General features: G+C 64.0%; 25 protein-coding genes. 9 read left to right on the plus strand and 16 right to left on the minus strand.

What is annotated here, in order from left to right:
* Positions 1-14: 14 nt before the first annotated feature.
* A complete protein-coding gene (locus AC1RQP_RS29940) occupies positions 15-668 on the plus strand; it encodes a QcrA and Rieske domain-containing protein (protein ID WP_239625657.1) in 654 nt (217 codons plus the stop codon).
* Positions 669-797: 129 nt separating this feature from the next.
* Positions 798-2,522 (plus strand): methanol/ethanol family PQQ-dependent dehydrogenase, encoded by a 1,725-nt coding sequence (locus AC1RQP_RS29945; RefSeq protein WP_239625655.1) that lies wholly within the window; start codon positions 798-800, stop codon positions 2,520-2,522.
* Between the two features lie 163 nt (positions 2,523-2,685).
* Here AC1RQP_RS29945 and AC1RQP_RS29950 read toward each other — a convergent pair whose 3' ends face one another.
* The 7 genes from AC1RQP_RS29950 to xoxF5 all read right to left on the minus strand — a co-directional run bounded on the left by AC1RQP_RS29950 (position 2,686) and on the right by xoxF5 (position 10,579).
* Positions 2,686-2,946, minus strand: coding sequence for a hypothetical protein (locus tag AC1RQP_RS29950; protein ID WP_492940307.1), 261 nt, complete (start codon positions 2,944-2,946; stop codon positions 2,686-2,688).
* Between the two features lie 54 nt (positions 2,947-3,000).
* Positions 3,001-5,313 carry a xanthine dehydrogenase family protein molybdopterin-binding subunit gene (locus AC1RQP_RS29955; protein ID WP_492940309.1) on the minus strand — a complete coding sequence of 771 codons (2,313 nt, stop codon included), beginning with the start codon at positions 5,311-5,313 and terminating at the stop codon, positions 3,001-3,003.
* 1 nt (position 5,314) lies between these two features.
* A complete protein-coding gene (locus AC1RQP_RS29960) occupies positions 5,315-5,767 on the minus strand; it encodes a (2Fe-2S)-binding protein (protein WP_492940394.1) in 453 nt (150 codons plus the stop codon).
* 625 nt (positions 5,768-6,392) lie between these two features.
* A complete protein-coding gene (gfa, locus tag AC1RQP_RS29965; RefSeq protein WP_239625650.1) occupies positions 6,393-6,956 on the minus strand; it encodes an S-(hydroxymethyl)glutathione synthase in 564 nt (187 codons plus the stop codon).
* Positions 6,957-6,988: 32 nt separating this feature from the next.
* Positions 6,989-8,098, minus strand: coding sequence for an S-(hydroxymethyl)glutathione dehydrogenase/class III alcohol dehydrogenase (locus AC1RQP_RS29970; protein ID WP_239625648.1), 1,110 nt, complete (start codon positions 8,096-8,098; stop codon positions 6,989-6,991).
* A gap of 61 nt (positions 8,099-8,159) precedes the next feature.
* Complete coding sequence (locus AC1RQP_RS29975; protein WP_492940396.1) at positions 8,160-8,651, minus strand: c-type cytochrome, methanol metabolism-related; 492 nt, start codon at positions 8,649-8,651, stop codon at positions 8,160-8,162.
* A 122-nt stretch (positions 8,652-8,773) separates the two neighbouring features.
* On the minus strand, positions 8,774-10,579 hold the full coding sequence (gene xoxF5 / locus AC1RQP_RS29980; protein ID WP_239629342.1) for a lanthanide-dependent methanol dehydrogenase XoxF5: 1,806 nt from the start codon (positions 10,577-10,579) through the stop codon (positions 8,774-8,776).
* 513 nt (positions 10,580-11,092) lie between these two features.
* Between xoxF5 and AC1RQP_RS29985 the strand changes: the two genes are divergently transcribed.
* Positions 11,093-12,061 (plus strand): helix-turn-helix domain-containing protein, encoded by a 969-nt coding sequence (locus tag AC1RQP_RS29985; protein WP_239625646.1) that lies wholly within the window; start codon positions 11,093-11,095, stop codon positions 12,059-12,061.
* A gap of 107 nt (positions 12,062-12,168) precedes the next feature.
* On the opposite strand, the gene AC1RQP_RS29990 is transcribed toward AC1RQP_RS29985, so the two are convergent.
* From AC1RQP_RS29990 to AC1RQP_RS30005, 4 genes are all read right to left on the minus strand, one after another.
* Entirely contained in the window at positions 12,169-13,158 is a 990-nt protein-coding gene (locus AC1RQP_RS29990) for a Bug family tripartite tricarboxylate transporter substrate binding protein (RefSeq protein WP_492940312.1), read from the minus strand.
* 171 nt (positions 13,159-13,329) lie between these two features.
* On the minus strand, positions 13,330-14,265 hold the full coding sequence (locus AC1RQP_RS29995) for a substrate-binding periplasmic protein (protein ID WP_492940314.1): 936 nt from the start codon (positions 14,263-14,265) through the stop codon (positions 13,330-13,332).
* Entirely contained in the window at positions 14,262-14,618 is a 357-nt protein-coding gene (locus AC1RQP_RS30000; protein ID WP_239625641.1) for a c-type cytochrome, read from the minus strand. The genes AC1RQP_RS29995 and AC1RQP_RS30000 overlap by 4 nt, the downstream gene beginning before the upstream one ends.
* An 11-nt stretch (positions 14,619-14,629) precedes the next feature.
* Positions 14,630-16,294, minus strand: coding sequence for a methanol/ethanol family PQQ-dependent dehydrogenase (locus AC1RQP_RS30005; RefSeq protein ID WP_239625639.1), 1,665 nt, complete (start codon positions 16,292-16,294; stop codon positions 14,630-14,632).
* Positions 16,295-16,642: 348 nt separating this feature from the next.
* On the opposite strand from AC1RQP_RS30005, the gene lanM reads away from it, so the two are divergent.
* From lanM to AC1RQP_RS30030, 5 genes are all read left to right on the plus strand, one after another.
* Complete coding sequence (gene lanM / locus AC1RQP_RS30010; protein ID WP_492940317.1) at positions 16,643-17,041, plus strand: lanmodulin LanM; 399 nt, start codon at positions 16,643-16,645, stop codon at positions 17,039-17,041.
* A 139-nt stretch (positions 17,042-17,180) separates the two neighbouring features.
* Positions 17,181-17,516, plus strand: coding sequence for a hypothetical protein (locus tag AC1RQP_RS30015; RefSeq protein ID WP_492940319.1), 336 nt, complete (start codon positions 17,181-17,183; stop codon positions 17,514-17,516).
* 219 nt (positions 17,517-17,735) lie between these two features.
* Positions 17,736-17,816 carry a pyrroloquinoline quinone precursor peptide PqqA gene (gene pqqA, locus AC1RQP_RS30020; RefSeq protein ID WP_008562446.1) on the plus strand — a complete coding sequence of 27 codons (81 nt, stop codon included), beginning with the start codon at positions 17,736-17,738 and terminating at the stop codon, positions 17,814-17,816.
* Between the two features lie 221 nt (positions 17,817-18,037).
* Complete coding sequence (locus AC1RQP_RS30025) at positions 18,038-18,907, plus strand: DUF6662 family protein (protein WP_239625633.1); 870 nt, start codon at positions 18,038-18,040, stop codon at positions 18,905-18,907.
* A gap of 181 nt (positions 18,908-19,088) precedes the next feature.
* Complete coding sequence (locus AC1RQP_RS30030; RefSeq protein WP_239625632.1) at positions 19,089-19,298, plus strand: hypothetical protein; 210 nt, start codon at positions 19,089-19,091, stop codon at positions 19,296-19,298.
* An 11-nt stretch (positions 19,299-19,309) separates the two neighbouring features.
* Here the strand turns inward: AC1RQP_RS30030 and AC1RQP_RS30035 are convergent, their stop codons facing one another.
* The 5 genes from AC1RQP_RS30035 to AC1RQP_RS30055 are packed head-to-tail and all read right to left on the minus strand — an operon-like array spanning position 19,310 to position 22,943.
* Positions 19,310-19,657: a hypothetical protein gene (locus AC1RQP_RS30035; RefSeq protein ID WP_492940322.1), complete on the minus strand. Its 348-nt coding sequence runs from the start codon at positions 19,655-19,657 to the stop codon at positions 19,310-19,312.
* A gap of 26 nt (positions 19,658-19,683) precedes the next feature.
* The gene (locus tag AC1RQP_RS30040; protein ID WP_492940324.1) at positions 19,684-20,478 is read right to left on the minus strand and encodes a pentapeptide repeat-containing protein; all 795 of its coding nucleotides are present in this window, start codon (positions 20,476-20,478) and stop codon (positions 19,684-19,686) included.
* Between the two features lie 48 nt (positions 20,479-20,526).
* The gene (locus AC1RQP_RS30045; protein ID WP_239625628.1) at positions 20,527-21,267 is read right to left on the minus strand and encodes an ABC transporter ATP-binding protein; all 741 of its coding nucleotides are present in this window, start codon (positions 21,265-21,267) and stop codon (positions 20,527-20,529) included.
* Positions 21,257-21,994: an ABC transporter permease gene (locus tag AC1RQP_RS30050; protein WP_492940326.1), complete on the minus strand. Its 738-nt coding sequence runs from the start codon at positions 21,992-21,994 to the stop codon at positions 21,257-21,259. Before AC1RQP_RS30050 ends, AC1RQP_RS30045 begins: the two co-directional genes overlap by 11 nt.
* A 1-nt stretch (position 21,995) precedes the next feature.
* The gene (locus tag AC1RQP_RS30055) at positions 21,996-22,943 is read right to left on the minus strand and encodes an ABC transporter substrate-binding protein (protein ID WP_492940328.1); all 948 of its coding nucleotides are present in this window, start codon (positions 22,941-22,943) and stop codon (positions 21,996-21,998) included.
* A gap of 138 nt (positions 22,944-23,081) precedes the next feature.
* Here AC1RQP_RS30055 and AC1RQP_RS30060 point away from each other — a divergent pair, with 138 nt between their 5' ends.
* Positions 23,082-23,441, plus strand: coding sequence for a hypothetical protein (locus tag AC1RQP_RS30060; RefSeq protein ID WP_492940330.1), 360 nt, complete (start codon positions 23,082-23,084; stop codon positions 23,439-23,441).
* The last annotated feature ends 21 nt before the right edge of the window (positions 23,442-23,462 follow it).

Here is a 23,462-nt window from a genome sequence, read left to right on the forward strand (position 1 = left end):
GCCTGCTACCGGGCATGTCGAGCGCACCGTTCAACGTCAATTCATCACCATCCGAGAGCGTAGCGGAAGCTGAAGCCGACGCGGGCACCGAGCAAACGCGACGGACGCTGCTGCTCGGCGCGCTTGCGACCACCGCGTGCCTCGGCTGCTCTCCGCCGGCGCGTGCAGGCGAGGATCCGCCCGGCGCCGACGAGCGGCCGCAGAAGGGCGATCTGCTCGTCTTCTCCGAAGGCGAGCAGGAGGGGAAGATCATCACCACGGACGATCTGAAGGCCGGCGGGCCACCGCTCCATGCCTGGCCGAAGGATCCCAACACATCGGTGGTGCGCAGCGCCTCGCGGCTCAACGAGATCCTGATTATCAAGCTCGATCCCGCCGAGCTCGACGAAAAGACCCGCGCGCGTGCTGTCGACGGCATCGTCGCCTATTCGGCGATCTGCTCGCATGCGGGCTGTCCTGTCACCGCGTGGGTGAAGAGCGATGTCGGCGACAAGGAGGTGTTCAAGTGCATGTGCCACAACTCCGAATTCGATCCGCGCGCCGGCGCACAAGTCGTGTTCGGACCGGCGCCGCGACGGCTCGCCACGCTGCCGCTGGCGCTGGCTGACGGTTCGCTCAGCGTCGCCGGCAATTTCATGGGAAAGGTAGGTGGCGCGCAGCCAGGATGATGGACGGTTGCGGGCCATGCCCGCGCCACGAGAGGCCGCTTCCGCCGATGGGCGGACGACGGGACGAACGACAAGAATTCACAACAAGAATTCAAACGGATGAAAAGGGGAACGTCCATGAAAACTTCCATGGCAAGGAAGCAATGGTTACTGTCCGGCTTCGTCGCCTTCACCTGCCTCGCCTCGACCGCCGCCGTATCCGGCCCGATCGAGAATTACTCTCCGGTCACCGCGCAGCGGCTGGAGAATCCGGAGCCAAACAATTGGATGCTCTATCGGCGCACCTATGACGGGCAGGGCTACAGTCCGCTCGACCAGATCAACACCTCGAACGTGAAGAGCCTCACGCCGGTCTGGACCTTTGCCACCGGCGTGGTCGAAGGCCACCAGGCGCCGCCGATCGTCAACAATGGCGCGATGTTCGTGACGACTCCAATGGGGCAGGTGATCGCGCTGAACGCGAAGACCGGCGACGAATACTGGCGCTACAAGCGGCAGCTCCCTGACGATCTGTTCCAGCTGCATCCGACCAACCGGGGCGTCGGCCTGTGGGAGGACAAGCTCTACCTCGCCACCACGGACGACCACGTGGTCGCGCTCGACGCCAAGACTGGCAAGGTGGTGTGGGATACCAAGGTCCAGGACTACAAGAAGGGCCAGTACCTGACGCTGATGCCGTTGATCGTGGACGGAAAGGTCATCGTCGGCGGGTCCGGCGGCGAGTTCGGCGTACGCGGCTATATCGTGGCTTATGATGCCAAGGACGGCAAGGAGTTGTGGCGGACCTACACCATCCCCGGCGAAGGCGAGCCCGGTCACGACACCTGGCAGGGCGACGACTGGAAGAACGGCGGTGGGTCGGCCTGGATGACCGGAAACTACGACAAGGAGACCAAGACGATCTATTGGGGCGTCGGCAACGCGGCGCCATGGCCCGGCGAGACCCATCCTGGCGACAACCTCTACACTGCATCGGTGCTCGCGCTCGATCCCGACACCGGCAAGATCAAGGCCTATCACCAGTATCACCAGAACGATTCCTGGGATTGGGATGAGGTCGAGGCCCCGATGCTGATCGATCTGCAACGCAACGGTCGCACCATCAAGAGCCTGGTCCATCCGGGACGCGATGCGATCTTCTGGGTGCTCGAGCGGACGCCGACCAAGATCAACTATGTCGCCGGTTGGCCGTTCGTCTATACGGACGTCTGGAAGGGCATCGACGAGACCGGCAAGCCGATCGTGGATCCCGCGCATAAGCCGGTGATCGGCAAGCGCGTCGAGTTCTGCCCGTCGCTGTGGGGCGGCAAGGATTGGCCGTCGGCCGCCTATAGCCAGAGGACCGGCCTCGTCTACGTGCCTGCCAACGAGAATTTCTGCGGCGGATTCACCGGCGAGAAGGTCCCGCTCAAGCCGGGCGAGCTATGGCTCGGCACCAAGCCGGAAGACATCGGCCTGAAGACGAGGCCGGGCGCGGATCATTTCGGCGAGCTCCAGGCCTGGGATCCCGCCACGGGCAAGAAGGTCTGGCAGCACAACTTCCCGAAGTCGCAGCTGTTCGGCTCCGTCACGGCGACGGCGGGCGATCTCGTCTTCGTCGGCGGGACCAACGACCGTAACTTCCGGGCCTTCCACGCCAAGACCGGCGAACTTCTGTGGGAACAGAAGACCAATTCCGGCATCGTCGGCATGCCGGTGTCCTATGAGATCGACGGCACGCAGTACATCGCGATCCAGTCGGGCTGGGGCGTGGACGCACAGCGCATCCAGGATGCGCTCGTGACCAACAATATCGGCATCGAAGCCAATGTGCCCCAAGGCGGGGTCATCTGGGTCTTCGCGCTGAAGAAATAGCTCCGCGGGCGGATCGAAAGTAGCGGAGCAGCAAGGGGGGTGGTGAATGCGGCGGACGGCAACGTCCGCCGCATTCTCGCATGTTTGGCGAGATTGCGTGCGGGCCGAAACTGTCCCCTTCTCCGCTCGCGGGAGTTGGTGGCGATGCGCAGCCGTCGAGCCGCTACTTGCCGAGGCGCTCGACCTTGTCCTTTTCCTTCTGGTTCATCTCACGGATCTTCGGATCCGCGTTGTGCTGTCCCGTCGTCTGCGTGGTCGAAGCGGGCGGGGCATTGGCGTTGGGGACCGAAGTCTGGTCCGGCGTGCTGGGGCGCGTCGCCGTTGTCGGCGGAGTCGTGCTGCCCTGCGCGAACGCACCGGTGGTGGTCAAAAGAAAGGCGCCCGACAGCAACGAGACTGCGAGCGCCCTTGAGATGTTGGTCATCGATCTGCTCCTGTCAGATCGATGCAAACGGCGCGAGGCCGCTTGTGTTCCGTCTCACGCCTCCAATTGCTTGCCGATCGGAAGCGAGCGGATGCGTTTTCCCGTCGCCGCGAAGATCGCGTTGATCAGGGCCGGCGCGAACGGGGGAACACCGGGCTCGCCGACGCCGCTCGGCGGCGTGCCGGGCCCCGGCGGCACGATGTAGACGTTGGTCAGCACAGGAGATTCGTCGATCCTGACGACCTGGAAGTCGTCAAAATTCTTCTGCTGCACCTTACCGTCCTTGAAGGTGATCTCGCCGTATTTGGCGAGGCTCAGGCCCATGATCGCCGCGCCCTCGATCTGCGAGGCGATGCGCTCGGGGTTGACGTAGGTGCCGCAATCGATCGCGGTGTCGACCCGCGGCACCGTCAGCTTACCCTTGTCGTCGATGGCGACCTCGACGATCGTCGCGATGTAGCTGACGAAGCTGCGGTGCACGGCGATGCCGAGACCGTGGCCCTTCGGCACCTTGCGCCCCCACTCGCCCTTCTCGGCGACCAGCTCGACCACCTTGCGCAGGCGCGCGGTGTCGATCGGGTAGCTGTCATAGGGCTCGCCATAGTTCCAGAGGTCCTTCACGTTCGGCTTGACGATGCGAGGCGAGCCGATCAGCTCGAGCAGCATGTCTTTCTGGTCGCGGCCGGTTGCCTGCGCAATCTCGCCGACCATCGATTGCACCGCGAAGGCCCGCGGGATGTTCGAGACCGAGCGGAACCAGCCGATGCGGGTGTGCGCGGCTGCTTCCGGATTCTCGCAGGAGATGTTGGCGATCTCGAAGGGCATGTCGACGAGGCCCATGCCGATCTCGAACGGGGCCTGATGCACCGTGCCGGCGGCAAAGGTCGAGGCAATGCTGGGAGCCACGCTGCGGTGGCGCCAGGCGATCACCTTGCCGCTCTTGTCGAGACCGGCCTCGATCCGCTCGACCGAGACGGTGTGCACGAAGCCGTTGTGGAGGTCGTCTTCGCGTGTCCACTGCACCTTCACCGGCGCACCGAGCTCTTTGGACAGCAGGGCGGCCTCGAGCGCAAAGTCGCATTTCGACTTGCGACCGAAACCACCGCCGAGCAGCGTCACGTTGACGGTGACGTTGCCTTCGGGGATCTCCAGCGTCTTGGCGACGTCCTCGCGGGTGCCGCCGGGACTCTGCACCGGCGCCCAGATCTCCGCCTTGTCGCCCTTGACGTTGGCAACCGCGACCGGCGGCTCCATGGCGACATGGGCGAGATGCGGGATGTAGTATTCGCCGACGATCACCTTGTCGGCCCCCTTAAGGGCGGCGTCCGCATCGCCCTCCTTGCGCAGGACGAGGCCGGGCTTGCGCGAGGCCTCCTCGAGCTCCTTGCGATAGGCGACGGAGTCGTATTTGCCGTTCGGACCATCGTCCCACACCAGCTTCAACGCGTCGCGGCCCTTGATCGCCGCGCCGGTGTTGCGCGCGATCACGGCGACGCCGCCGAGCGGCTGGAACTTCGAGGGCCACGGCCAGCCGCGCACCTGCATCACCTTCTCGACGCCGGGAATCTTGAGAGCCGCATCCGGATCGAACGAGACCAGCTTGCCGCCCGTGACCGGCGGGCGCGCGATCACGGCATACTTCATGCCGGGCAAGCGGACGTCCGCGCCGTAAAGCGCCTTGCCGGTGGTGATGTCGTGAAGATCGACAATGCCGACCTGACCCTTGCCGAGATAGCGGAAGTCCTTGGGATCCTTCAGCTTGAGACCTTCGATGCTCGGCACCGATTCCTTGGCTGCGTCCGCGGCGAGCTCGCCGAAACCCAGCTTGCGGCCGCTGGCGCTGTGGACGACCTCGTGGTTGATCGCCTTGACCTCGGTCGCGGGCACGCCCCAGCGCTTCGCCGCCGCCTGCTCCAGCATGGTGCGGGCGGAAGCGCCGATCTGGCGCATCGGTATCAGATAGTGCCGCGTGCTGCGTGAGCCGTCGGTATCCTGGTTGCCGAACTTGACCTCGTCGCCATGGGCCTGCTGCACCTTGACCCTGGACCAGTCGGCTTCCATCTCCTCGGCCACGATCAGCGGCAGGCTGGTGCGCACGCCGGTGCCCATTTCCGAGCGGTGCCCGATGATGGTGACGATGCCATCCGGGGCGACCGAAACGAACACGCGCGGATCGACCACGACACCGTGCGGCATCTGGCCGGCGCCGGTCTCATAGGCCAACGCCTGGCGCGACATCACGGGGGCGGCGAGGACGAAGCCGCCGGTGACGCCGAGCCCCTTCAGGATGCTGCGGCGCGAGACCTTCTCGACCCTGATATGCTTCTCGAAGCCGCGAAGCTTGCGGGGATTGTCGATGAAGTTCATGTCACACTCCCGTCGATGCGAGATGGACGGCGTTCTCGATGCGCTGGTAGCAGCCGCAGCGACAGATGTTGCCCGACATCGCCTCGCGGATCTGGTCATGCGAGGGTTTCGGGTTGTCCATCAGGAGGGCTGCAGCCTGCATGATCTGGCCGGCCTGGCAGAAGCCGCATTGGGGCACGTTGACCTGACGCCAGGCCTTCTGCACCGGGTGATCGCCGTTGGGATGCAATCCCTCGATCGTGGTGACCTCGCGTCCGGCGACGTCGTTCACCGACGTGATGCAGGCCCGCACGGCCTCCTTGTCGACGATGACGGTGCAGGCGCCGCACAGGGCTTGCCCGCAGCCGTACTTGGTGCCGGTCAGTCCGGCCTCGTCACGCAGGAACCAGAGTAGCGGAAGGTCCGGGTCGCCGTCCCAGCTCCGTTCCTGGCCGTTGATCTTCACCTTGATCATGATCATCCCTCGCTCTTCATAAGCATGCCAAATGCAAAGTCCGCCGACGCCGGTGGCGACGGTTCACGCGTCGTCTCGCCGCATTCCGCCGTCGTCCCGCGCGGGCAAATCCCGGAGGGGGCAGGAACGCCAATGGCGATGTCTGGATGTGCTCGATACCTCCCGTATTGTTCTTGATTGATTGTATTCGCGCGGCATCGTGACGGCGCGATCGTAACAGAGATCGCTCCGGCTCGGCGTTCACAGCCGAGTGTTCTCACCGGGAAAAGATTGCATCGATGGTTTGTCAAAAGCAGGGCGCGGTCATCGCGCTGCGCGCCTCTGCAACGGGCCCAAGCAAAAAAGCTTCGTCCGCCAGGAACTGCGCGGACGAAGCAGGATGCCTCAGTCGAGGGAGGGAGAAACGCAGGCTTCGCGAGCTTCAACCAGGAAGCGAGCGGCCCTGCGCCGTCATTCAGAGACCAGGACTGAGGAACTGATGGCCCTCACATATGTCTGGTGCAGAAGCGACAGCATCACCGCGCTGGTCCCGGGACGGCGACCGGTCCGGCTCGCTGGCAACGGCAGGCGCCAGCGAGCGGATGGGGACCGGCGAAGGTTCGGCGGGCCCGATCAGGCGGCCTTCTCAGGCGGCCTTGGCTTTCGCCACATGGGTCGCGATCGCGTCCATCAGTGCCGGCGACAGGCAGTCATAAGGCTCGAGCCCGATCTCCTTTAGCCGCGACCGGATGCCTGCCATTTGCTCGGGCTTCACGCCCGATTCGATCACCGAGGAGACGAAGGCGGCGAATTGCGGCGCCTGCGAGCCCTGCTCCTGGAATAATTCGGGATGGATGAAGTCGAGGCCGTAGAACGGGTGGTTCTTGTTCTCGATGCGGCCGTACATGTGCGTGCCGCAGGCCTTGCAGGCGTAGCGCTGGATCACCGCCGAGGGGTCGACGATCTGGAGCTTGTCGCCGTTCTCGAGCACGGTGACGTTCTGGCGCGGCACCACGGCGACGACGGAGAAGTTCGCGCCCTGCGGCTTCCAGCACTTGGTGCAGCCGCAGGCATGGTTGTGGGCGACGTCGCCCTTGATGCCGACCTTGACCGGATGGTCCGTGCATTTGCAGACCAGCGTGCCGCCGGCGAAGTTGCCGCTGCCTTGCTTGATGCCGTTGTCGATCGAGGGATGGAGTGCAACAGTCATGGGTCGATCCTCCTTGGTGTGATGTCTGCGAGCTAGAACACGACGACTGAACGGATGGATTTGCCCTCGTGCATGAGATCGAAGCCTTTGTTGATCTCTTCGAGCTTGAGCACGTGGGTGATCATCGGATCGATCTGGATCTTTCCGTTCATGTACCAGTCGACGATCTTCGGCACGTCGGTGCGGCCGCGCGCGCCGCCGAACGCGGTGCCGCGCCAGTTGCGTCCGGTGACGAGTTGGAACGGGCGGGTGGCGATCTCCTTGCCGGATTCGGCAACGCCGATGATGATCGAGGTGCCCCAGCCGCGATGGCAGGCTTCCAGCGCCTGGCGCATCACCGTGGTGTTGCCGGTGCAGTCGAACGTGTAGTCGGCGCCGCCATCGGTGAGGCCGACGAGGTGCTGGACGATGTCGCCGGTGACCTTCTTGGGGTTGACGAATTCGGTCATGCCGAACCTGCGGCCCCACTCCTCCTTGGCGTCGTTGATGTCGACGCCGATGATCTTGTCGGCGCCGGCCATCTTGGCGCCCTGGATCACGTTGAGGCCGATGCCGCCGAGGCCGAACACGACCACGTTGGAGCCCGGCGTGACCTTCGCGGTGTTGACGACGGCGCCGACGCCGGTGGTGACGCCGCAGCCGATGTAGCAGCTCTTGTCGAAGGGGGCGTCCTCGCGGATCTTGGCGACCGCGATCTCGGGCAGCACGGTGAAGTTCGAGAAGGTCGAGCAGCCCATGTAGTGGTAGACCGGCTTGCCCTTGTAGGAAAAGCGGCTGGTGCCGTCGGGCATCACACCCTTGCCTTGCGTCGCGCGGATCGCGGTGCAGAGATTGGTCTTCTGGCTGAGGCAGCTTTTGCACTGCCGGCATTCCGGCGTGTAGAGCGGAATGACGTGGTCGCCCGGCTTCACCGAGGTCACCCCAGGGCCGATCTCGCGGATGATGCCCGCGCCCTCATGCCCCAGGATCGACGGGAAAATGCCCTCGCTGTCGAAGCCGTCGAGCGTGTAGGCGTCGGTATGGCAGATGCCCGTGGCCTTGATCTCGACCAGGACCTCGCCGGCCTTTGGGCCTTCCAGATCGACTTCGACGATTTCGAGCGGCTTCTTGGCCTCGAAGGCGACGGCGGCACGTGTTTTCATAGTAAGACTCCTCAGATTCTCGTCGGGCGCCAAGAGGTGGTCTCGGCAGTCCTCGAAACGTTCATTTCTTGCCCATGCAGGCGTCTTCCGCCTGGGTGTAAGCCTCTGTTTTCTCCTCCTTCTTGGAGGGACGCTGCCGGCCCCATGCGTCGGTGGAGCGGGCGCGCAGATAGACGTACAGATCGTCCATGTAGCAGGCGACGTTCGGATTGTCGCCGAAAGCCGGCATGACGTTTTCCTGCGCGGTCGAGATGTTCTTGCGGCCGGAGGCGACCACGCCGAGGAAGTCGCCGTAGCTCATGGACTTGACCGAATCCTTGAGCGCCGGCGCGTAGGTGGAGCCCATGCCGTCGGGGCCATGACAGACGTGGCAGTCGGAATGATAGCGGCGGTATCCGGAATAGGTGAACCAGTCCACGGTGCCGTCGGCCGAAATCTTGTAGGTCGGAACCCCTTCCTTATCGAGCCACTTTCCGTCGTCTTCCTTTTTCACTGCGGTGGGGTCGCCCGGACCGTCCGCGACCGCAATTCCTCCGGACGCAACCAAGATCATCGCAGCAATGACAGAGCAGATTTTACGCAAGAGATTTTTCCTCGAGGAGCCCGGTGGGACCCGGTGGGAGACGAGCCGGCGCGTGGAGTTGATCCACGCGCCGGAGCGATGCAGAGCGAGGCCTAGTTCGGCAGCGAGAACACGGTCAGCGTACCGCCGAGTGCCGTGTAGTTGCTGAGGGCCGCGTAGCCGCCGACTGCGCCGAGACCTGCGGTCGGATCGGTCAGACCTGCCGCCAGGCCGATGCCGGCCCAGCCACCGACGCCGGAGAGCACGGCAACGTACTGCTTGCCGTTGTTCTCATAGGTGGTGACGTTGCCGATGATGCCCGAGGGAGTCTTGAACTTGTAGAGCTCCTTGCCGGACTTGGCGTCGACCGCCTTCAGGTAGCCTTCGAGCGTGCCGTAGAACACCACGCCGCCTGCCGTTGCGAGCGCACCCGACCAGACCGAGAACTGCTCCTTGTTCGACCAGACGATCTTGCCGGTCTTGTTGTCCCAGGCGATGAAGTTGCCCATGTGGCTTTCACCCGGGGGCGGGTACATCGAGAGCGTCGCGCCCACATAGGGCTGGCCCGCGGTGTAGCTCACCTTGAACGGCTCGTAGTCCATGCAGACGTGGTTGGTCGGGACGTAGAACAGCTGCGTGTCCGGCGAGTAGGCTGCTGGCTGCTCGTCCTTGGTGCCGAGCGCGGCCGGGCAGATGCCCTTCGTGTTCTTGTCCTCGCCGCCGTGCTCGGTCGAGTATTGCGCGACGACCTTCGGACGGCCGTAGGTCGGCGAGTTCTTGTCCATGTCGACGCCGCTGGTCCAGTTCACCTTCGGGTCGTACTTCTCGGCTACCAGCAGTTCGCCGCTCTCGCGGTCCAAGGTGTAGGCGAGGCCGTTGCGGTCGAAGTGCGTCAGCAGCTTGCGGGGCTGACCGTTGATCTGCTGATCGGTGAGGATCATTTCGTTGACGCCGTCATAGTCCCACTCGTCATGGGGCGTCATCTGGTAGACCCACTTCGCCATGCCGGTGTCGGCATCGCGCGCGAAGATCGTCATCGACCACTTGTTGTCGCCGGGACGCTGCTTCGGGTTCCAGGTCGAGGGATTGCCCGACCCGTAGTAGACGAGGTTCAGAGCGGGATCGTAGGAGATCCAGCCCCAGGTGCAGCCGCCGCCGATCTTCCACTGGTCGCCCTGCCAGGTCTTCAGCGAGGAATCCGCGCCGACCGGCTTGCCGAGCGACATTGTCTTGGCGGGATCGAGCTTGATCTGATCATCCGGACCCTCGGAATAGGCGCGCCAGGCCTGCTTGCCGGACTTGAGGTCGTATGCGGTGAGGTGGCACTGCACGCCGAACTCGCCGCCGGAGATGCCGACCATGACCTTGTCCTTGACGACCAGGGCCGCCGAAGTGCCGGTCTCCCCCTTCGCCGGATTGCCGTTGGTTGCCGACCACGCGACCTGACCGGTCTTGGCGTCGAGCGCGACGAGATTAGTGTCGGCCTGATGCAGGATGATCTTGCCGTCCCCGTAGGACAGGCCGCGATTGACCGTGTCGCAGCACATCACTGGGATGACGTTCGGATCCTGCTTCGGTTCGTACCTCCAGACGATCTTGTTCTCGTTGGAAAGGTCAATGGCGTAGACCTTGTTCGGGAACGGCGTGTGGACGTACATCATGTTGCCGATGATCAGCGGGCCGCCTTCATGGCCGCGCAGCACGCCGGTCGAGAAGGTCCAGGCGACCTGGAGCTTGCCGACGTTCTGAGCGTTGATCTGGTTCAGTTTGGAATAGCGGGTGTTGGCATAGTCACCCGCCGGCATCACCCAGTCCTTCGGGTTCTGCGACATCTTGATCAGCTCGTCGTTGGCTGACGCGCTGCCGACGGCGAGAGCCGCCGCGGAGCCGAGATAGGTCGCCAGTAGCACCTTGCGCATAGTCATTCCTCCGTTGGTCTCGTTTATTGTTTCCGAAGCATTGCTCGACCGCCGGGCTTCTCGTCCGGCGTTTGCTCGTGCAGGGCGGTCACGATTGGGACCAGAAACGATGCTGTGCTGTTTCCTCCTCCTGATGAGAGCCACGGGTCCACGTGCAGGAGCGGCCCGTTTTTATTGTTCCTGCCGCAATCCCTAACGACTTCGCCATCGGGAAACTTGCCCGAGAGGGAAGCCAGTTTGCTCGACAGCGCACGGGGGCAAAGATTTTGATTTTGCAGTAGCGAATTCAGTCGTTTCCGCGTCGCGACGGGCCGCGCTCAACGCTCAGGTTCCCCTTGACGGCGCTGCAACTAAGGCGGAGGATTAAGTTTCAAGAGTGGCAATGGAACGGTGGCGCTTGTTCCACAAGATCGCTCAAATTCGAGGTAAACGTCACGCAATCACGGCTGAGGGCTCCGGCAGCGCTGGTCGCGATTCGCGTCGAATCTCCGGATCAAACCAGTGGCTGGATTAATGTCCGACACAATTCACACGCTCTCGACGACCGGAATGACGCCGAAGCGGCAGATCCAGAGCTGGATCGACGGGTTGACGAGCCTGTGCGGGCATTTCGACGTCGATCCGCTGGAGGCGTCCTCGCTGGAAGGTCGCATCGACTACACCAGCGTCTCGCGTCTGAAGCTCTGCCAGATCGAGGTGAGCCAGCATCGCATCGCGCACACGCTTGCGCGCGCCAAGGCCAATGAACACCCGTACATCAAGATCCACTTCCAGACCTACGGGGTGTCTTATTTCGAGCAGGAAGGCCGTCACATCGAAATCAACCCCGGCGACATCATCGCCTACGATGTCTCCTGCCCGCATTCGATCATCAGCCCAGCCTTCACGCGTCATGACGTGGTGATCGTGCCGAAGGCCCTGCTTCGCGACCGCGGCTTCCCATCGCAGCGGATGCCCGCCTGCAAGCTGTCCTCAAAAACAGGCACGGGGCGGATCGCCCATGATTTCGTCCACGCAACCTTTGACGAGGCGGCAAAGCTGTCGGCCAACAGCGCGGTCGGCGTCGCTGATTCCCTGATCGACCTGCTGTTGCTGCCGCTGCGCGAGGCCGACACGATGTTCGATCGTGTCGGGCCCGAAGCGATGTATGTGCGCGCGCAGTTCTTCATCCGCGAGCACTTGCGCGATCCGGATCTGTGCATCGACCAGATCTCGGCCGAGCTCGGCTGCTCCAAGCGCTACCTGCACATGCTGTTCTCGGAGCGCGGCACCACGGTCAGCGACTACATCTGGCAGGCGCGGTTGCAGAACTGCCGCCAGGAGCTCGAGGCCCACGCCGGCAAGACCATCACCGACGTCGCGTTCTCGTGGGGCTTCTCCAGCTCATCGCATTTCAGCCGCGTGTTCCGGAAATATTTCGGCGTGGTGCCGTCCTCGATCCACAAGGCGCAGCAGGGCGCGGCGGCCTCGGGCGAGCACTAGGCGTTGCCGAGCGAATGCAAAGCATGATCGGGAAAAGTGCGCAGCGGTTTTCCGGAAAGATCATGCCCAAACTGCAACCCGAAGCGCGACGACGATCGTCCTGAGGTTCAGGCCGGCTCGAGGCCGAGCGACCGTGCGCTCTCGATCCAGATCGGCAGCTCGCGCTGGTACAGCGCGTTGGTTTCCTTGAAGCCGATTGCAGGTTCGAGCACGAAAGTCGCGAGAACCTCCTTCACCTTCGAATCGCCGTTGGCGGCGACACAGAGCTCGGCGAGGCGATCGACCACCGGCTGCGGCGTCGCCTTCGGCACGGCCCAGCCGGTGAACCCGCTCACGGTGAAGAATTTTGACGTCGCGCCCTGTTCGGGCAACGTCTTCACGTTCGGGATCGCGTCGACCTTCTTCGAATGCACGGCGAAGACGGTGCCGCGGTCGCTTTGCAGGACCGACTGCGCGGCCGTGTAGCTGCCCATGGCGGCATCGAGCGTGCCTTCGAGCATGCCCGTCCACATCGGCGCTTCGCCGCGATAATGGACCGGCTCGATATTGAGGCCGTACTGCTTGTTGAGCTCGTTGATCGTCATGTGGGGGGCTGAGCCCGCGCTGTAGGTGCCGAAGTTCACCTTGCCGCTCTTGCGCGCGAAGGCGACGAAATCCTCCAGCGTCTTGACGCCGGTTTTCGGGTTCGCCACCAGCAGCAGGCCGGCGCCGGGAATGACGCTGACGAGCGCCAGATCCTTGTCCATGTCGTAGCCGGGATTTTTCATCACCACCCGGTTCATGATGTAGGTGGTCGAGATCGAGCACAGGATGGTGTGCCCGTCGGGCTCGGCGCGGGCGACCTCGGCCGTGCCGATCGCGCCGGAGGCGCCGGGCTTGTTCTCGACGACGACGGTCTTGCCAACCTGCTTGGAGATGAATTCGCCATAGGCGCGGGCGAGCAGGTCGGTCTGTCCGCCGGCGGGATAGCTGCAAATCATGCGAATCTGCCGCGCCGGCCACGTGCCTTGCGCCGAGGCGCCGCGTATGACTAATGGCATCGCCAGTGCAGTGGTACCGGCGGCGATGAAGTGGCGGCGATCGAGTTTGGCGGACATGATTCTCTCCCAGATTTTTGCGGAACCTACTGCATCAAGCTGGCGCCGGGCATGGCGGGCAGGCGAGACAGATTGGCGCATGATGCGTGCGCAGCGCGCAGGGAGTACGTGCCCGGGCGCAGGCTCTGCGGAGCGTCACTGCGTGCCGTCCGGACATCAGCGCGCTTGCAATCACCGCTGAATGATTTGCGTCCAGACGTCGCCCAGAATCGCTGGCTCCCGCGGCGGCAGATAGGTGAGGCCGGCCTGCTTGCCGAATTCGGCGATCTTGCCTTCGGCGGCAAGCTGGCCGAGCGCCTTGTTGACGGCCTCGATCAGCGCGCCATCGCTGGCGAGCCCGACATAGCCGCGATTGGCCCCGATCGGGTAGTAGTAGCCGGACGCCGTGATCGCCGTGTCGGGATGCGCGGCGCGATGGGCGTCGAAGCGGGCAAGATCGATCAGAGTCGCGTCATGGTCGCCGCGCTGGAGCGCGCCGAGGAGGTCGTCGCGACCGGGGACGAGATGGGTGATGCTGTCGATCAGTCGGCCCTTGTCGAAGGTCATCAGGATGGCGTCGCCGAGCGACCCGCTTTCGATGACGAGACGAAGGCCGGCGAGGTCGCCGATGTCGGCGATCTTGCGGCCGCGGACCTTCGGCCCGAGCACCACCGTCATCGGCGAATAGACGTAAGGCCGGCTCGGCGCGAGCACGCCCAGCGGGACGCGGCGCCGCCGATCGTCGCGTGTGGCCCCGGCGAAATCCGGCAAGCGCGCTGTCTTCATCCCGGGCACGACGAGCGAATCCTGCGTCAGCGCGTAGCTGCCGACGAGGGAGCACCGCCCATCCGAGAGCAGCGCATTGGCCTCGAGCTGCGGGCTGGAATCCTCATCCAGCCTGCTCTCGAACCATTGGATCACGAGCGGCCGTCGCAGGCGTTCGGCCACGGCCTGCGCCAGCAGCACGTCGAAGCCGGCATCCGGCTTGCCCTTTCGATGCATCGACAGCGGCGGCCGGTCTTCATCGAGACATATCTTGAGCGGATCCTCGGCGGCGGCCGCGCTCGCACCGAGAGGCGCTGCCAAGAGGATCGCCGCGACGCTCCAGATGGAGAGGCATCGTCTCATGGCTTTCTCCGGCTGGAGACGAACGCCCAGAGATTCCCGATCTCGTCGTCGGAGAGGATGTCGCCCCAGGGCGGCATCTTGTTGTTCTTGCCGTTCTTCACCGTGGTGACGAAGCGCACCTTGTCGTCGGGAATGGCGCGCAGGTCCGGCGTGATGGTACCAGAGTTCATCAGATTGGGGCCGTGGCAGTGCGAGCATTTCGAGGCATAGGTCGACTTGCCATGGTCGATCTGAGCCTGCAATGGATTGCCGTTCGCGTCGTCAGCGGCACGAACGGTCGCCGCAAGCGCGACCGTCAGCACCGCGACGGTGGCGAGGTTCGCCACCGTCTTGTGAGAGAACAGTTTCAGCATTGCACCCGTGGTTACTGCTTGACTGCAAAGACCCAGAGCGAACCGCCGGGCGGCACCTGAGCCAACCGCTCGTCGCCGGAGAACAGCGAGTAGACGCCGCCATAGCCGCTCGTCACGGCGACATACTGCACGCCATCCTGCTGCCAGGTCACGGGCTGTCCCTCGATGCCGGAGCCGGTCTGGAACTGCCAGAGCTTCTTGCCGGTGTCGGCGTCGAAGGCCTCGAACTCGCCGGTCAGTGCGCCTGAGAACACGACGCCTCCGGCCGTCGACAGCACGCCCGAGAAGCGCGGAATGTCGCTCGGCGCTTCCCACTTCGATTTGCCGGTCATCGGATCGATGGCCTTGAGATGACCGCGCGGCCCGTCCCCGTACTCCCAGAGGTCGGTCAGATCCATGCCGAGATACCATTCACCCTGCTTGTAGGTGACGGGCTCGGTCTTGTACCTGCCGCCGAAGGCGAGCGTATTGGCATAGGCAAGGCCGGTCTGCGGATTGAACGACATCGGCTCCCAGTTCTTGCCGCCGAGGATGGACGGATAGACGGTGACCTTCTTGCCCTCGCGGGCGTCCTTGGAAATGTCGGTCTCGATCGGACGTCCGGTCTTCATGTCGATCCCGGTCGCCCAGTTGACCTTCACGTACGGGTTGGCCGCGAGCAGCTTCCCGTTGGTGCGGTCGAGCACGTAGAAGAAGCCGTTGCGGTTGGCATTCATCAGCGTCTTGGTCGGCTTGCCCTCGACGTTCACATCGGCGAGCACCATCTCGGCCACGGCGTCGTAATCGAATGGATTGTTCGGCGAGAACTGGTAGTGCCACTTGATCTTGCCGGTCTTCGGATCGAGCGCCAGCACCGAGCAGGTGTAGAGATTGTCGCCGGGCCGGACCGCAGAATTGAACGGGCCGGGATTGCCGATGCCCCAATAGATCGTGTTCAGTTCCGGATCGTAAGAGCCCGTGATCCAGGTCGAGCCGCCGCCGAGCTTCCAGGTGTCGCCCTTCCAGGTGTCGCCACCGGGCTCATCCGGCGAGGGGATCGAATGGGTACGCCAGAGATGCTTGCCCGTCGCAGGATCCCAGCCGTCGATGAAGCCGCGGGTGCCGAACTCGGCGCCGGAGATGCCGGTGATGACGACGCCGTCGGCAACCAGCGGGGCCACCGTCATCGAATAGCCTTCCTTGATGTCGGCCGCCTTCTGCCGCCACAGCTCCTTGCCGTTCTTCGCGTCGATTGCAATCACGTTGGCATCGAGGGTCGTACGGAACAGCTTACCTTCATGGATCGCGACGCCACGGTTGATGATGCCGCAGCAGACGATTCTCGGCGTCTCGGCGGGATACTCGATCTTGCTCTTCCAGATCTGCTTGCCGGTCTTGGCATCGACTGCCATGGTGGCATTGTGCGAGGTCACGTAGATGACGCCCTGATAGACGATGGGCTGGGATTCCTCGCTACGATCGTCATTGAAGCTGTAATTCCAGATCGGGACGAGGTTCTTGACCGTATCCTTGTTGATCTGGTTCAGCGTCGAGAACCGCTGGAGATTGTAGCCCATTCCATAATTGAGAACGTTCGACGTGTCGGTCGCACCCTTGACCAGCTGCTCGGTGGTTTGTGCATTTGCACAGCTTGACGCAAGCATGACGAGGCCTGCGGCCATCGCAAAGCGTTTCATCCGTTCCTCCCAATATGCGCGCCTTTTGACGCTGCGATTGCAACACTCCGCCTGAAAGCAAAACACGTCAATACGAAAGTCGTAAGTGCCGTGCCGATATCGTCGGACGCGGGGTGTCGGTCACCTTACGGAAACCTTACGAAAGCAACTTCCACTTGTGCGGAGACGCTGAGAAAATTCCGCGCTACGAAGCGGTCCCGGGGTGCAGGCGCGCCGGCCGCGCGGCCGGGTCCTCCCGGGTTGTGGCGCGCGCAAGTTGCAAGTCCGGACTTGAACCAAGGACTGCTTGCGGATTTAAGTCGTTTCTGTCCCCGTCGATTTGGGGGGCTCATCGTCAGGGAGGTCTAGATGATTTCGCGTCGTTCAATTGCCCTTGCCCTTGCGCTTACGATTGCATTGTCAGCCGGTCCGGCGTGGTCGGCCTCTGGCAACGCGGTCAAGTTGTTCGACACCGACAATGACGGCACGCTCGATCTTGCCGAGGTGAAGAAGGTGGCCGCCGCAATGTTCGCAAAGCTTGATCCCGATCGTGACGGCACGCTTGATGCGCGCGAATTGCGCGGACGGCTATCGGCGAAAGAGCTCGCCGCCGCCGATCCTGACCGTGACGGGACGCTTACGCTGGACGAATATCTGTCCGTGGTCGAACAACGCTTCAACGCGGCGAATCCCGACAAGGACGGAACGCTGGATGCGAAGGAGCTGAACTCGCGCGCCGGCCGCAGCCTGCTGCGATTGTTACGGTGAGCGGGGCAATCAGAACTGACGTGACGAGGGCCGTGTTTGCGATCATTCCGGCCTGACGCCCGGGAACATCGGGCTGCCCGGCCTGTTTTCTCCGCAACGTCCTGCCTGGCGCCGGGGCTGCGCGGCAGGCGAAGAGGAGATGCAGATGAACACAAAACGTTCCGTTCTTGCTGCCTGCGCCATCCTGACATTGAGCGCCGGCGTTGCCGTCGCCGGCCCGTGCAACACCGGTAGCGCCAGCACCGACAAGGATGCCGGCTCTGGTCCGGTCACCGTGGGCTCCGCTCAATCGCACTCGCCCAGTTCAACGAGTGATACCAGCCAGCATCCGCCGACCAGCACGATGAATCGTGCAAGCGGTGAAACGCCGGCTTCGTCCGAGGATGCGCAGCGGCAAATGCAGAGTGAGCCGACCGCCGCCCAGCGCGCCGAAGGCGCCAAGCCGAATACCGAAATGGCCGACAAGGGCTGCTGACGGCGCCGCTGTCGATCAGACGCGCGGTGCGTTGCACAAGTTGTTGTCTCGCTGGTCGTGCTTGACCAAGAGAGAACTGGTTTTGCCCGAGAGAGAAATGCAGTGGCGAAGAATCGACACAGACGCGCTCGGCAGTCCAATCGAGGCTTGAACTGCACCTGACGCAGCCCTACGTTTTGCGCCGCGCGATGTCGCGCTCAATACCTTGGGAGACCCCGAATGGCTTGGAAAGCTCCGAAGATCGTGGAAGTGCCGGTCGGCATGGAAATCAACATGTACGCCTGCGCTTCGCGCAAGTAAGACTGACGACCTGCCGCGGCCTCGATGGCGAGCGCCGTCGAAGCCGCGGCAGTGTCGGATTTCGGCCTGGTCTCATCGTGCTTTGCGATGGACGCCAAGCGGCACGTGCGCAGGCTTCGACCTCTCCACCAAAATCTCGACCTTGCTCTGCCGCAGTGTGCTACGCTGATGCTCGGTGAGCGTTGCTGCTGCATCATAGCGGCGCGCCTTCGGGGCACGGGATGGGCGGCAGAGCCTGTAAGTTCTGGCTGGTGATCGGGTGCGCGATCGTGCTGGCGCCGGCACGCAGCAGCGCTGAGGAAGGCTTTGATACCGAGCACATTTTCGGCTTCATGATCGGCACCGATGTCGGCAATGTCGGCGAGCGCGAATTCCAGACCCAAACGACAGGGCGCTTCGGCAAAGGCGGGGCGGCGTATCGCGCGCTCGAGCACGAGGTCGAGATCGAGGTGGTGCCACTGCCGAACTTTCGTATCGAGGTCGGCGGCACCGCCAGCTTGCACGACATCACCGGCGTCCCTGATATCGACGACCGCCGCCAGTTCAACTTCCAGGGCGCCTCGCTCGACCTGCGTTATCGCCTGCTCGATCGCGACCGCGCACCGTTCGGCTTCACCATCGCTGCCGAGCTGCACGGCGACCGCATTGACGAGACCAGCGGCGCGAAAGGGCGAATGTACGGCACCGAGTTCACGCTGGCCTTCGATCGCGAACTGATCCCGAACTTCGCCATCGGCGCCCTCAACCTGATCTATCAACCGGAGTGGGCGCGCCTCGAGGTTGGAGGAATATCCGAGAAGAGCTCAACGATCGGCGCTGCGTTTGCCGGCCTGGTGCGCGTGCGGCCGAATGTGCTGCTCGGTGGCGAGTTGCGCTATTTCCGGCAATATGAGGGGATCGGCCTCGGAGAATTTGCAGGCCAGGCCCTGTTCGTCGGCCCCACCGCATATTTCCAGCTATCCGAGCGCTCGCGGCTGACCTTGAGCTGGAGCATGCAGGCCTGGGGACGTCCGGCCGGATCGGGCGGCAATCTGGACCTCGTCAATTTCGAGCGGCACCAGGCCCGGATGGTGTTCGGGATCAACTTCTAGCTGCGAGATCGTCGTGGCGGGGACAAGCACGGGCATGACGTCTGGAGAATTCGGCGTTTTGCGTCGCAAAAGGGATGAGGCGGTTCCCATCGCCGTTCCTCACCTCCGCTTGAAACTTTCCCCCTCCTTGCAACGTAATCTTTCGTGCTAATCTCCAGCGCCCCTTGCGAGAGGATCCGGCATGAACCCGATTGACCTGGTGGTGACTGTGTGTGCGGTACTCTCGCCTGCGACCTGCGAGGAACAGCATCTGATGTTCAACTATTCCGGGTCGCCCCGCCAATGCGTGATGGCCGCGCCGCCCTATATCGCGCAATGGGTCAGCGAGCATCCGAAGTGGCAGGCGGTGCGTTGGCGCTGCGAATATCCACACCCGAACGACAGGGCATAGGGCGCCCCGCGTTACTTCGTGCAGTCCTTCAGATCCCTGTCGGCGATCGAGAACACGGCGTCCGCCTTGATCTCGATGTCGCGGACGATGCACTGCCGCGCGTCGGGATAGCTGACCTTGGCGTCATAGCGGCCGGGCTCGACACCGGTGATGCGCAGCCGCTCGTCGTGGTCGACCTCCTTGTCCTTGTCGTTCAAGCACTGGTTCGGACCCCAGTCGGTCTTGCCGGCCGGCGCGAGCTGGAAGCCGGAGATCGTCTCCGTCGTCAGGTTCCAGAGCCTTACGCCCTTGCCCTTGGTCTGCGCGGCGGCGTCGCCGGCAAGCGTCGACAACGCGATCAATGCCAGAACCCAACGCATCAAGCAGTCCTCCCACAGGCGCGCCGTCATTCCCTGATCAGGCGTTCGCGGTTCTTTGCCTTGTCGAAATTTTTGGCGCGGTCAAGGCCGATCGGCGCGATCAGCTTCGCCGAGGCGAGATCGGCGCCGTCGAAATCGGCGTCGATGACGATGGCGCCGGTCAGATCGGCTCCGCCGAGTTGGGCGTTTTTCAGCGATGCACCGCTCAGGTCGGCGCCCCTGAGGACCGCGAATTCAAGGTCGACGCGCGACAAATCGGCGTTGCGCGCGTTCAGCCGTTCCAGATTGGCGGATCTCAGCACCGCGCGCATCAGCCCCATCGACTGGTTGCGCATGTCGGCACCGAGATGCGCATCCGCGATCGACGTGCCGACCATGCTCGCGCCGGTGAGATCTGCCGTGATGCGCGCACCAGTCAGATCGGCGCCGTCGAGGCGAGCACGTGCCATCTGTGACGCGAACAAATTGGCGCCCTTCAGACTCGCGCCCGTGAGATCTGCGTCCAGCAGCCACGCCTGATCGAGGATCGCGCCATCAAGCCGGGCACCGGCGAGTTTCGTCTTGTTGAGCCGTGCCGCACGGAGAATTGCGTTGGCGAGGTCGAGACCACTGAGATCGAGCCCCGATAACCGCTTGCCGGTCAAATCGGCGGGGGCGCCGGCGCTCGCTTTGGCCAGCGCGGCCTCGACCTCCTGCCGGCTCATTTCGGCGGAGACCATGGCGGGTGACGTCAGATCGAGATCGCGCATCATGTCCTGCGCGCGCGTCGTTGTCGCGAGCAGAGCAAGGCCAAGTGCCGTCAGGGCGATCCTTCGCTTCATCAGCAGACTCCGCTGCGATCCAATTTAGCACGGGCCTCGCGCGGTTGCCTATGAGACATCCCGCCCGGCGTGAACGCCGCCTTGTTCCGGCTGGATGCGCCGTGCAAGCTCGGTCCTGATCGCCGCAATCTCGGCTTCGCTGCGCGCGGCGCGCGGGATGGCGATCGGAAGCTCCTGTACGATCCGTGCGGGACGCGGCGACAAGAAGAACAGCCGGTCGCCGAGCCGGATCGCATCGTCGAGACTGTGGGTGACAAGCAGCGTCATCATCGGACGGCTCGCGACCAGCGTTGCGATCTCGTCGCGCAGACGGCCGGCGAGCGCGTCGTCGAGCGAGGCGAGGGGCTCGTCGAGCACCAGGAGATCGGGCTCGACCGCGAAGGCACGGGCGAGTGCGACGCGGCGGGCAAGGCCGAGCGACAACTCGCCGGGAAAGTGGCTGCGATGCGCTTCCAGCTCCAGGATCCGGAACAGCTCCGACAGCTTCGCGTCGGAAACCTCCGGGGCCGCAAGCCGTACATTCTGCTCGACCGAGCGCCACGGCAGCAGGCGCGGCTCCTGGAACACCATGCCGATCCGCGCCTCCGGCGGTCGCGCGACGCGGCCTGCAAAGTCGTGGTCCAATCCGAGGATGATGCGCAGCATCGTGCTCTTGCCGCAGCCGGACGGCCCGATCAGCACACCGACCTCGCCGGATTGAAGCGCGAACTGGACCGGCGCCAGCACCTCGTGCGTTCCGCCCGCGGCACTCCTGAAGGTCTTTCCCGTGATCTCGACCTCAAGCCGCACGGGGCCGCCACCGGTTTGCGCGGGCTTCGAACGGCTGCACCAGCAAGGTTTCGATGACGAGCACGACGGCGGCGAAGGTCAGGGAATAGGCCAGCAGCCGCGGCGTGTCGAACAGCTGGAAAGCGACGCCGATCTCGAAGCCGACGCCGTTCGGACGACCCAGGAGCTCGGCGACCAGCACGATTTTCCACACCAGGGACAGCCCGGAGCGCGCGGAGGCCGCGATATAGGGCGCAAGCTGCGGCAGCACGACGTGGCGGAAGGCGCGCCAGCGCGGCATCGCGAACACGCTCGCCATCTCGTCGAGCGAGCGGTCGAGCGCGCGCGCGCCCTCGCGCAAGGTGACGATGGCGGTCGGCAGCTTGTTGATGGCGATTGCCGCGATCGCGGCGGCCTCGGTGAGCCCGGCCCAGATATAGGCCAGTACGATCACGACCAGCGCCGGCAAATTGAGCAGCAGGATCAGCCAGGGATCGCCGAGCCGGTCGGCGAGCTTCACCCGGCCCATCAGGTAACCGATCGCGCTGCCGAGCGACATCGCCAGCACGAAGGCGAGCGTGACGCGTGCCAGCGTGACGCCGAGATGCAGGAACAGCGCGCCGGATGAGGCTTCCGCGATCATGACCTGGAGCACGGCCGACGGTGAGGGCAACTTCGCGCCACCGACGAACAGCGCGGCGGTCCACCAGATTGCGAGGAAAAGGGCGAACGAGAGAAGACGCAGCACCTCAGTCTCCGGGGACTGCGTGATAGAACGTACCGGGGTCGAGCTCGGCCGCAGGGCCAACGAGTTCGCGGCCGCCGATCTCGGCCAGCACGCGGTAGAGCACGCGTGCGTCCTTCTCCTCGTCGTCGATGCTCCGACGCGGGATGCCGTCGCGGTAGCGGTCGCGGTAGGTCTTGAGGACGGCCGGATCGGTGGTGCCGGTGAGCGGCGCGACCTTGTCCCAGGCCGCATCCGAGGTCGCCAGCAGCTCTTTGGCCTTGCGGGTCATCGCGATGAAGCGCGCCACGGCGTCGCGATGGCTCGCGGCCCAGCTCTCGTCGAAGACATAGCCGACGGCGGAGACAGCACCCTTGGCGCCGAGCTTCGGCAGGATGTCCTCGATACCCGCGAGGCGACGAAAACCTTTGGCTTCGAGCTGGGCGCAGAAATTCCAGAAATTGAGGCTCGCATCCATCTCGCCGTCGAGCGACTTCGCGGCGATCAAGGGCGGGGCGCCATAGACGATGGTTGCCTCCGACCTCAGGTCGATGCCGTCCTGTTTCATGCGCGCCTGGAGCAGCAACCAGCTCTTGTCGATCGCCCCGCCGGCGACCGCGAGCTTGCGGCCCTTGAGGTCTGCGAGCGTCTTGATTGGAGAAGCCGCCGGAACCATCACGGCGCCCAACGCGCTCGAATAGGGATAGAAAGTGAGCTTGGCGCCCAGCGCACGCTCGCGCGACACCCACAGCCAGTCCGACAGGATGATGTCGGCGCTGCCGGCGCGCATCGCGATCTTGCCGGCCTCGGTGCTCGCGAGCTCGGTGACCTCCAGCGACAGGCCGGCCTCCTTGTCGAGGCCGCTCGCTCGGATTGCGGCCAGCTCCCAGGAGAATGTTCCGGTCTTCTGCACCGCAAGGCGGATCGCATCCGCGGCGCGGCTGGGCGCGGCGAGCGCCGGCGCCAGCGTCATTACGAGCGCCAATGTTCGACCAAATGCCCTTATCACACCGAGTGCTCTCATCACCTTGTGAGCCGTTTCCTCTGACGGAGTGCTTTTCAGGACAATACGCATAGCATAGCCTTGGTCGCAACCAGCGGGAGGATGCGCATGAATCTGGCGGGACAGCTACGACCGATTGTCGCCGCATTGGTGATGCTGGCTGCGAGCGCGTGCGTGGCACGGGCCGAGGAGGTCAATGACTATCCCACCTCGGCGCGCGCGGAGTATGTCTATGGCTGCATGAAGGCCACCGGCGAGACGCGGGCTGCGATCGAGCAATGTTCCTGCTCGATCGACGTGGTGGCTTCGATCGTGCCCTACGAGCGCTATGTTACCGCCGAGACCGCGCTCAGCATGTCGCAAGTGCGCGGCAATCTCGGCGTCCAGTTCCGGACCTCGGAGCAGGCGAACTCGGCGGTGAACGATTTGAGGCGCGCGCAGGCGGAAGCCGAGGTGAGGTGTTTCTAGTTTGCTGCCGTCATTCCGGGG

This window comes from Bradyrhizobium sp. GW821-FHT13H06 (assembly GCF_058803975.1).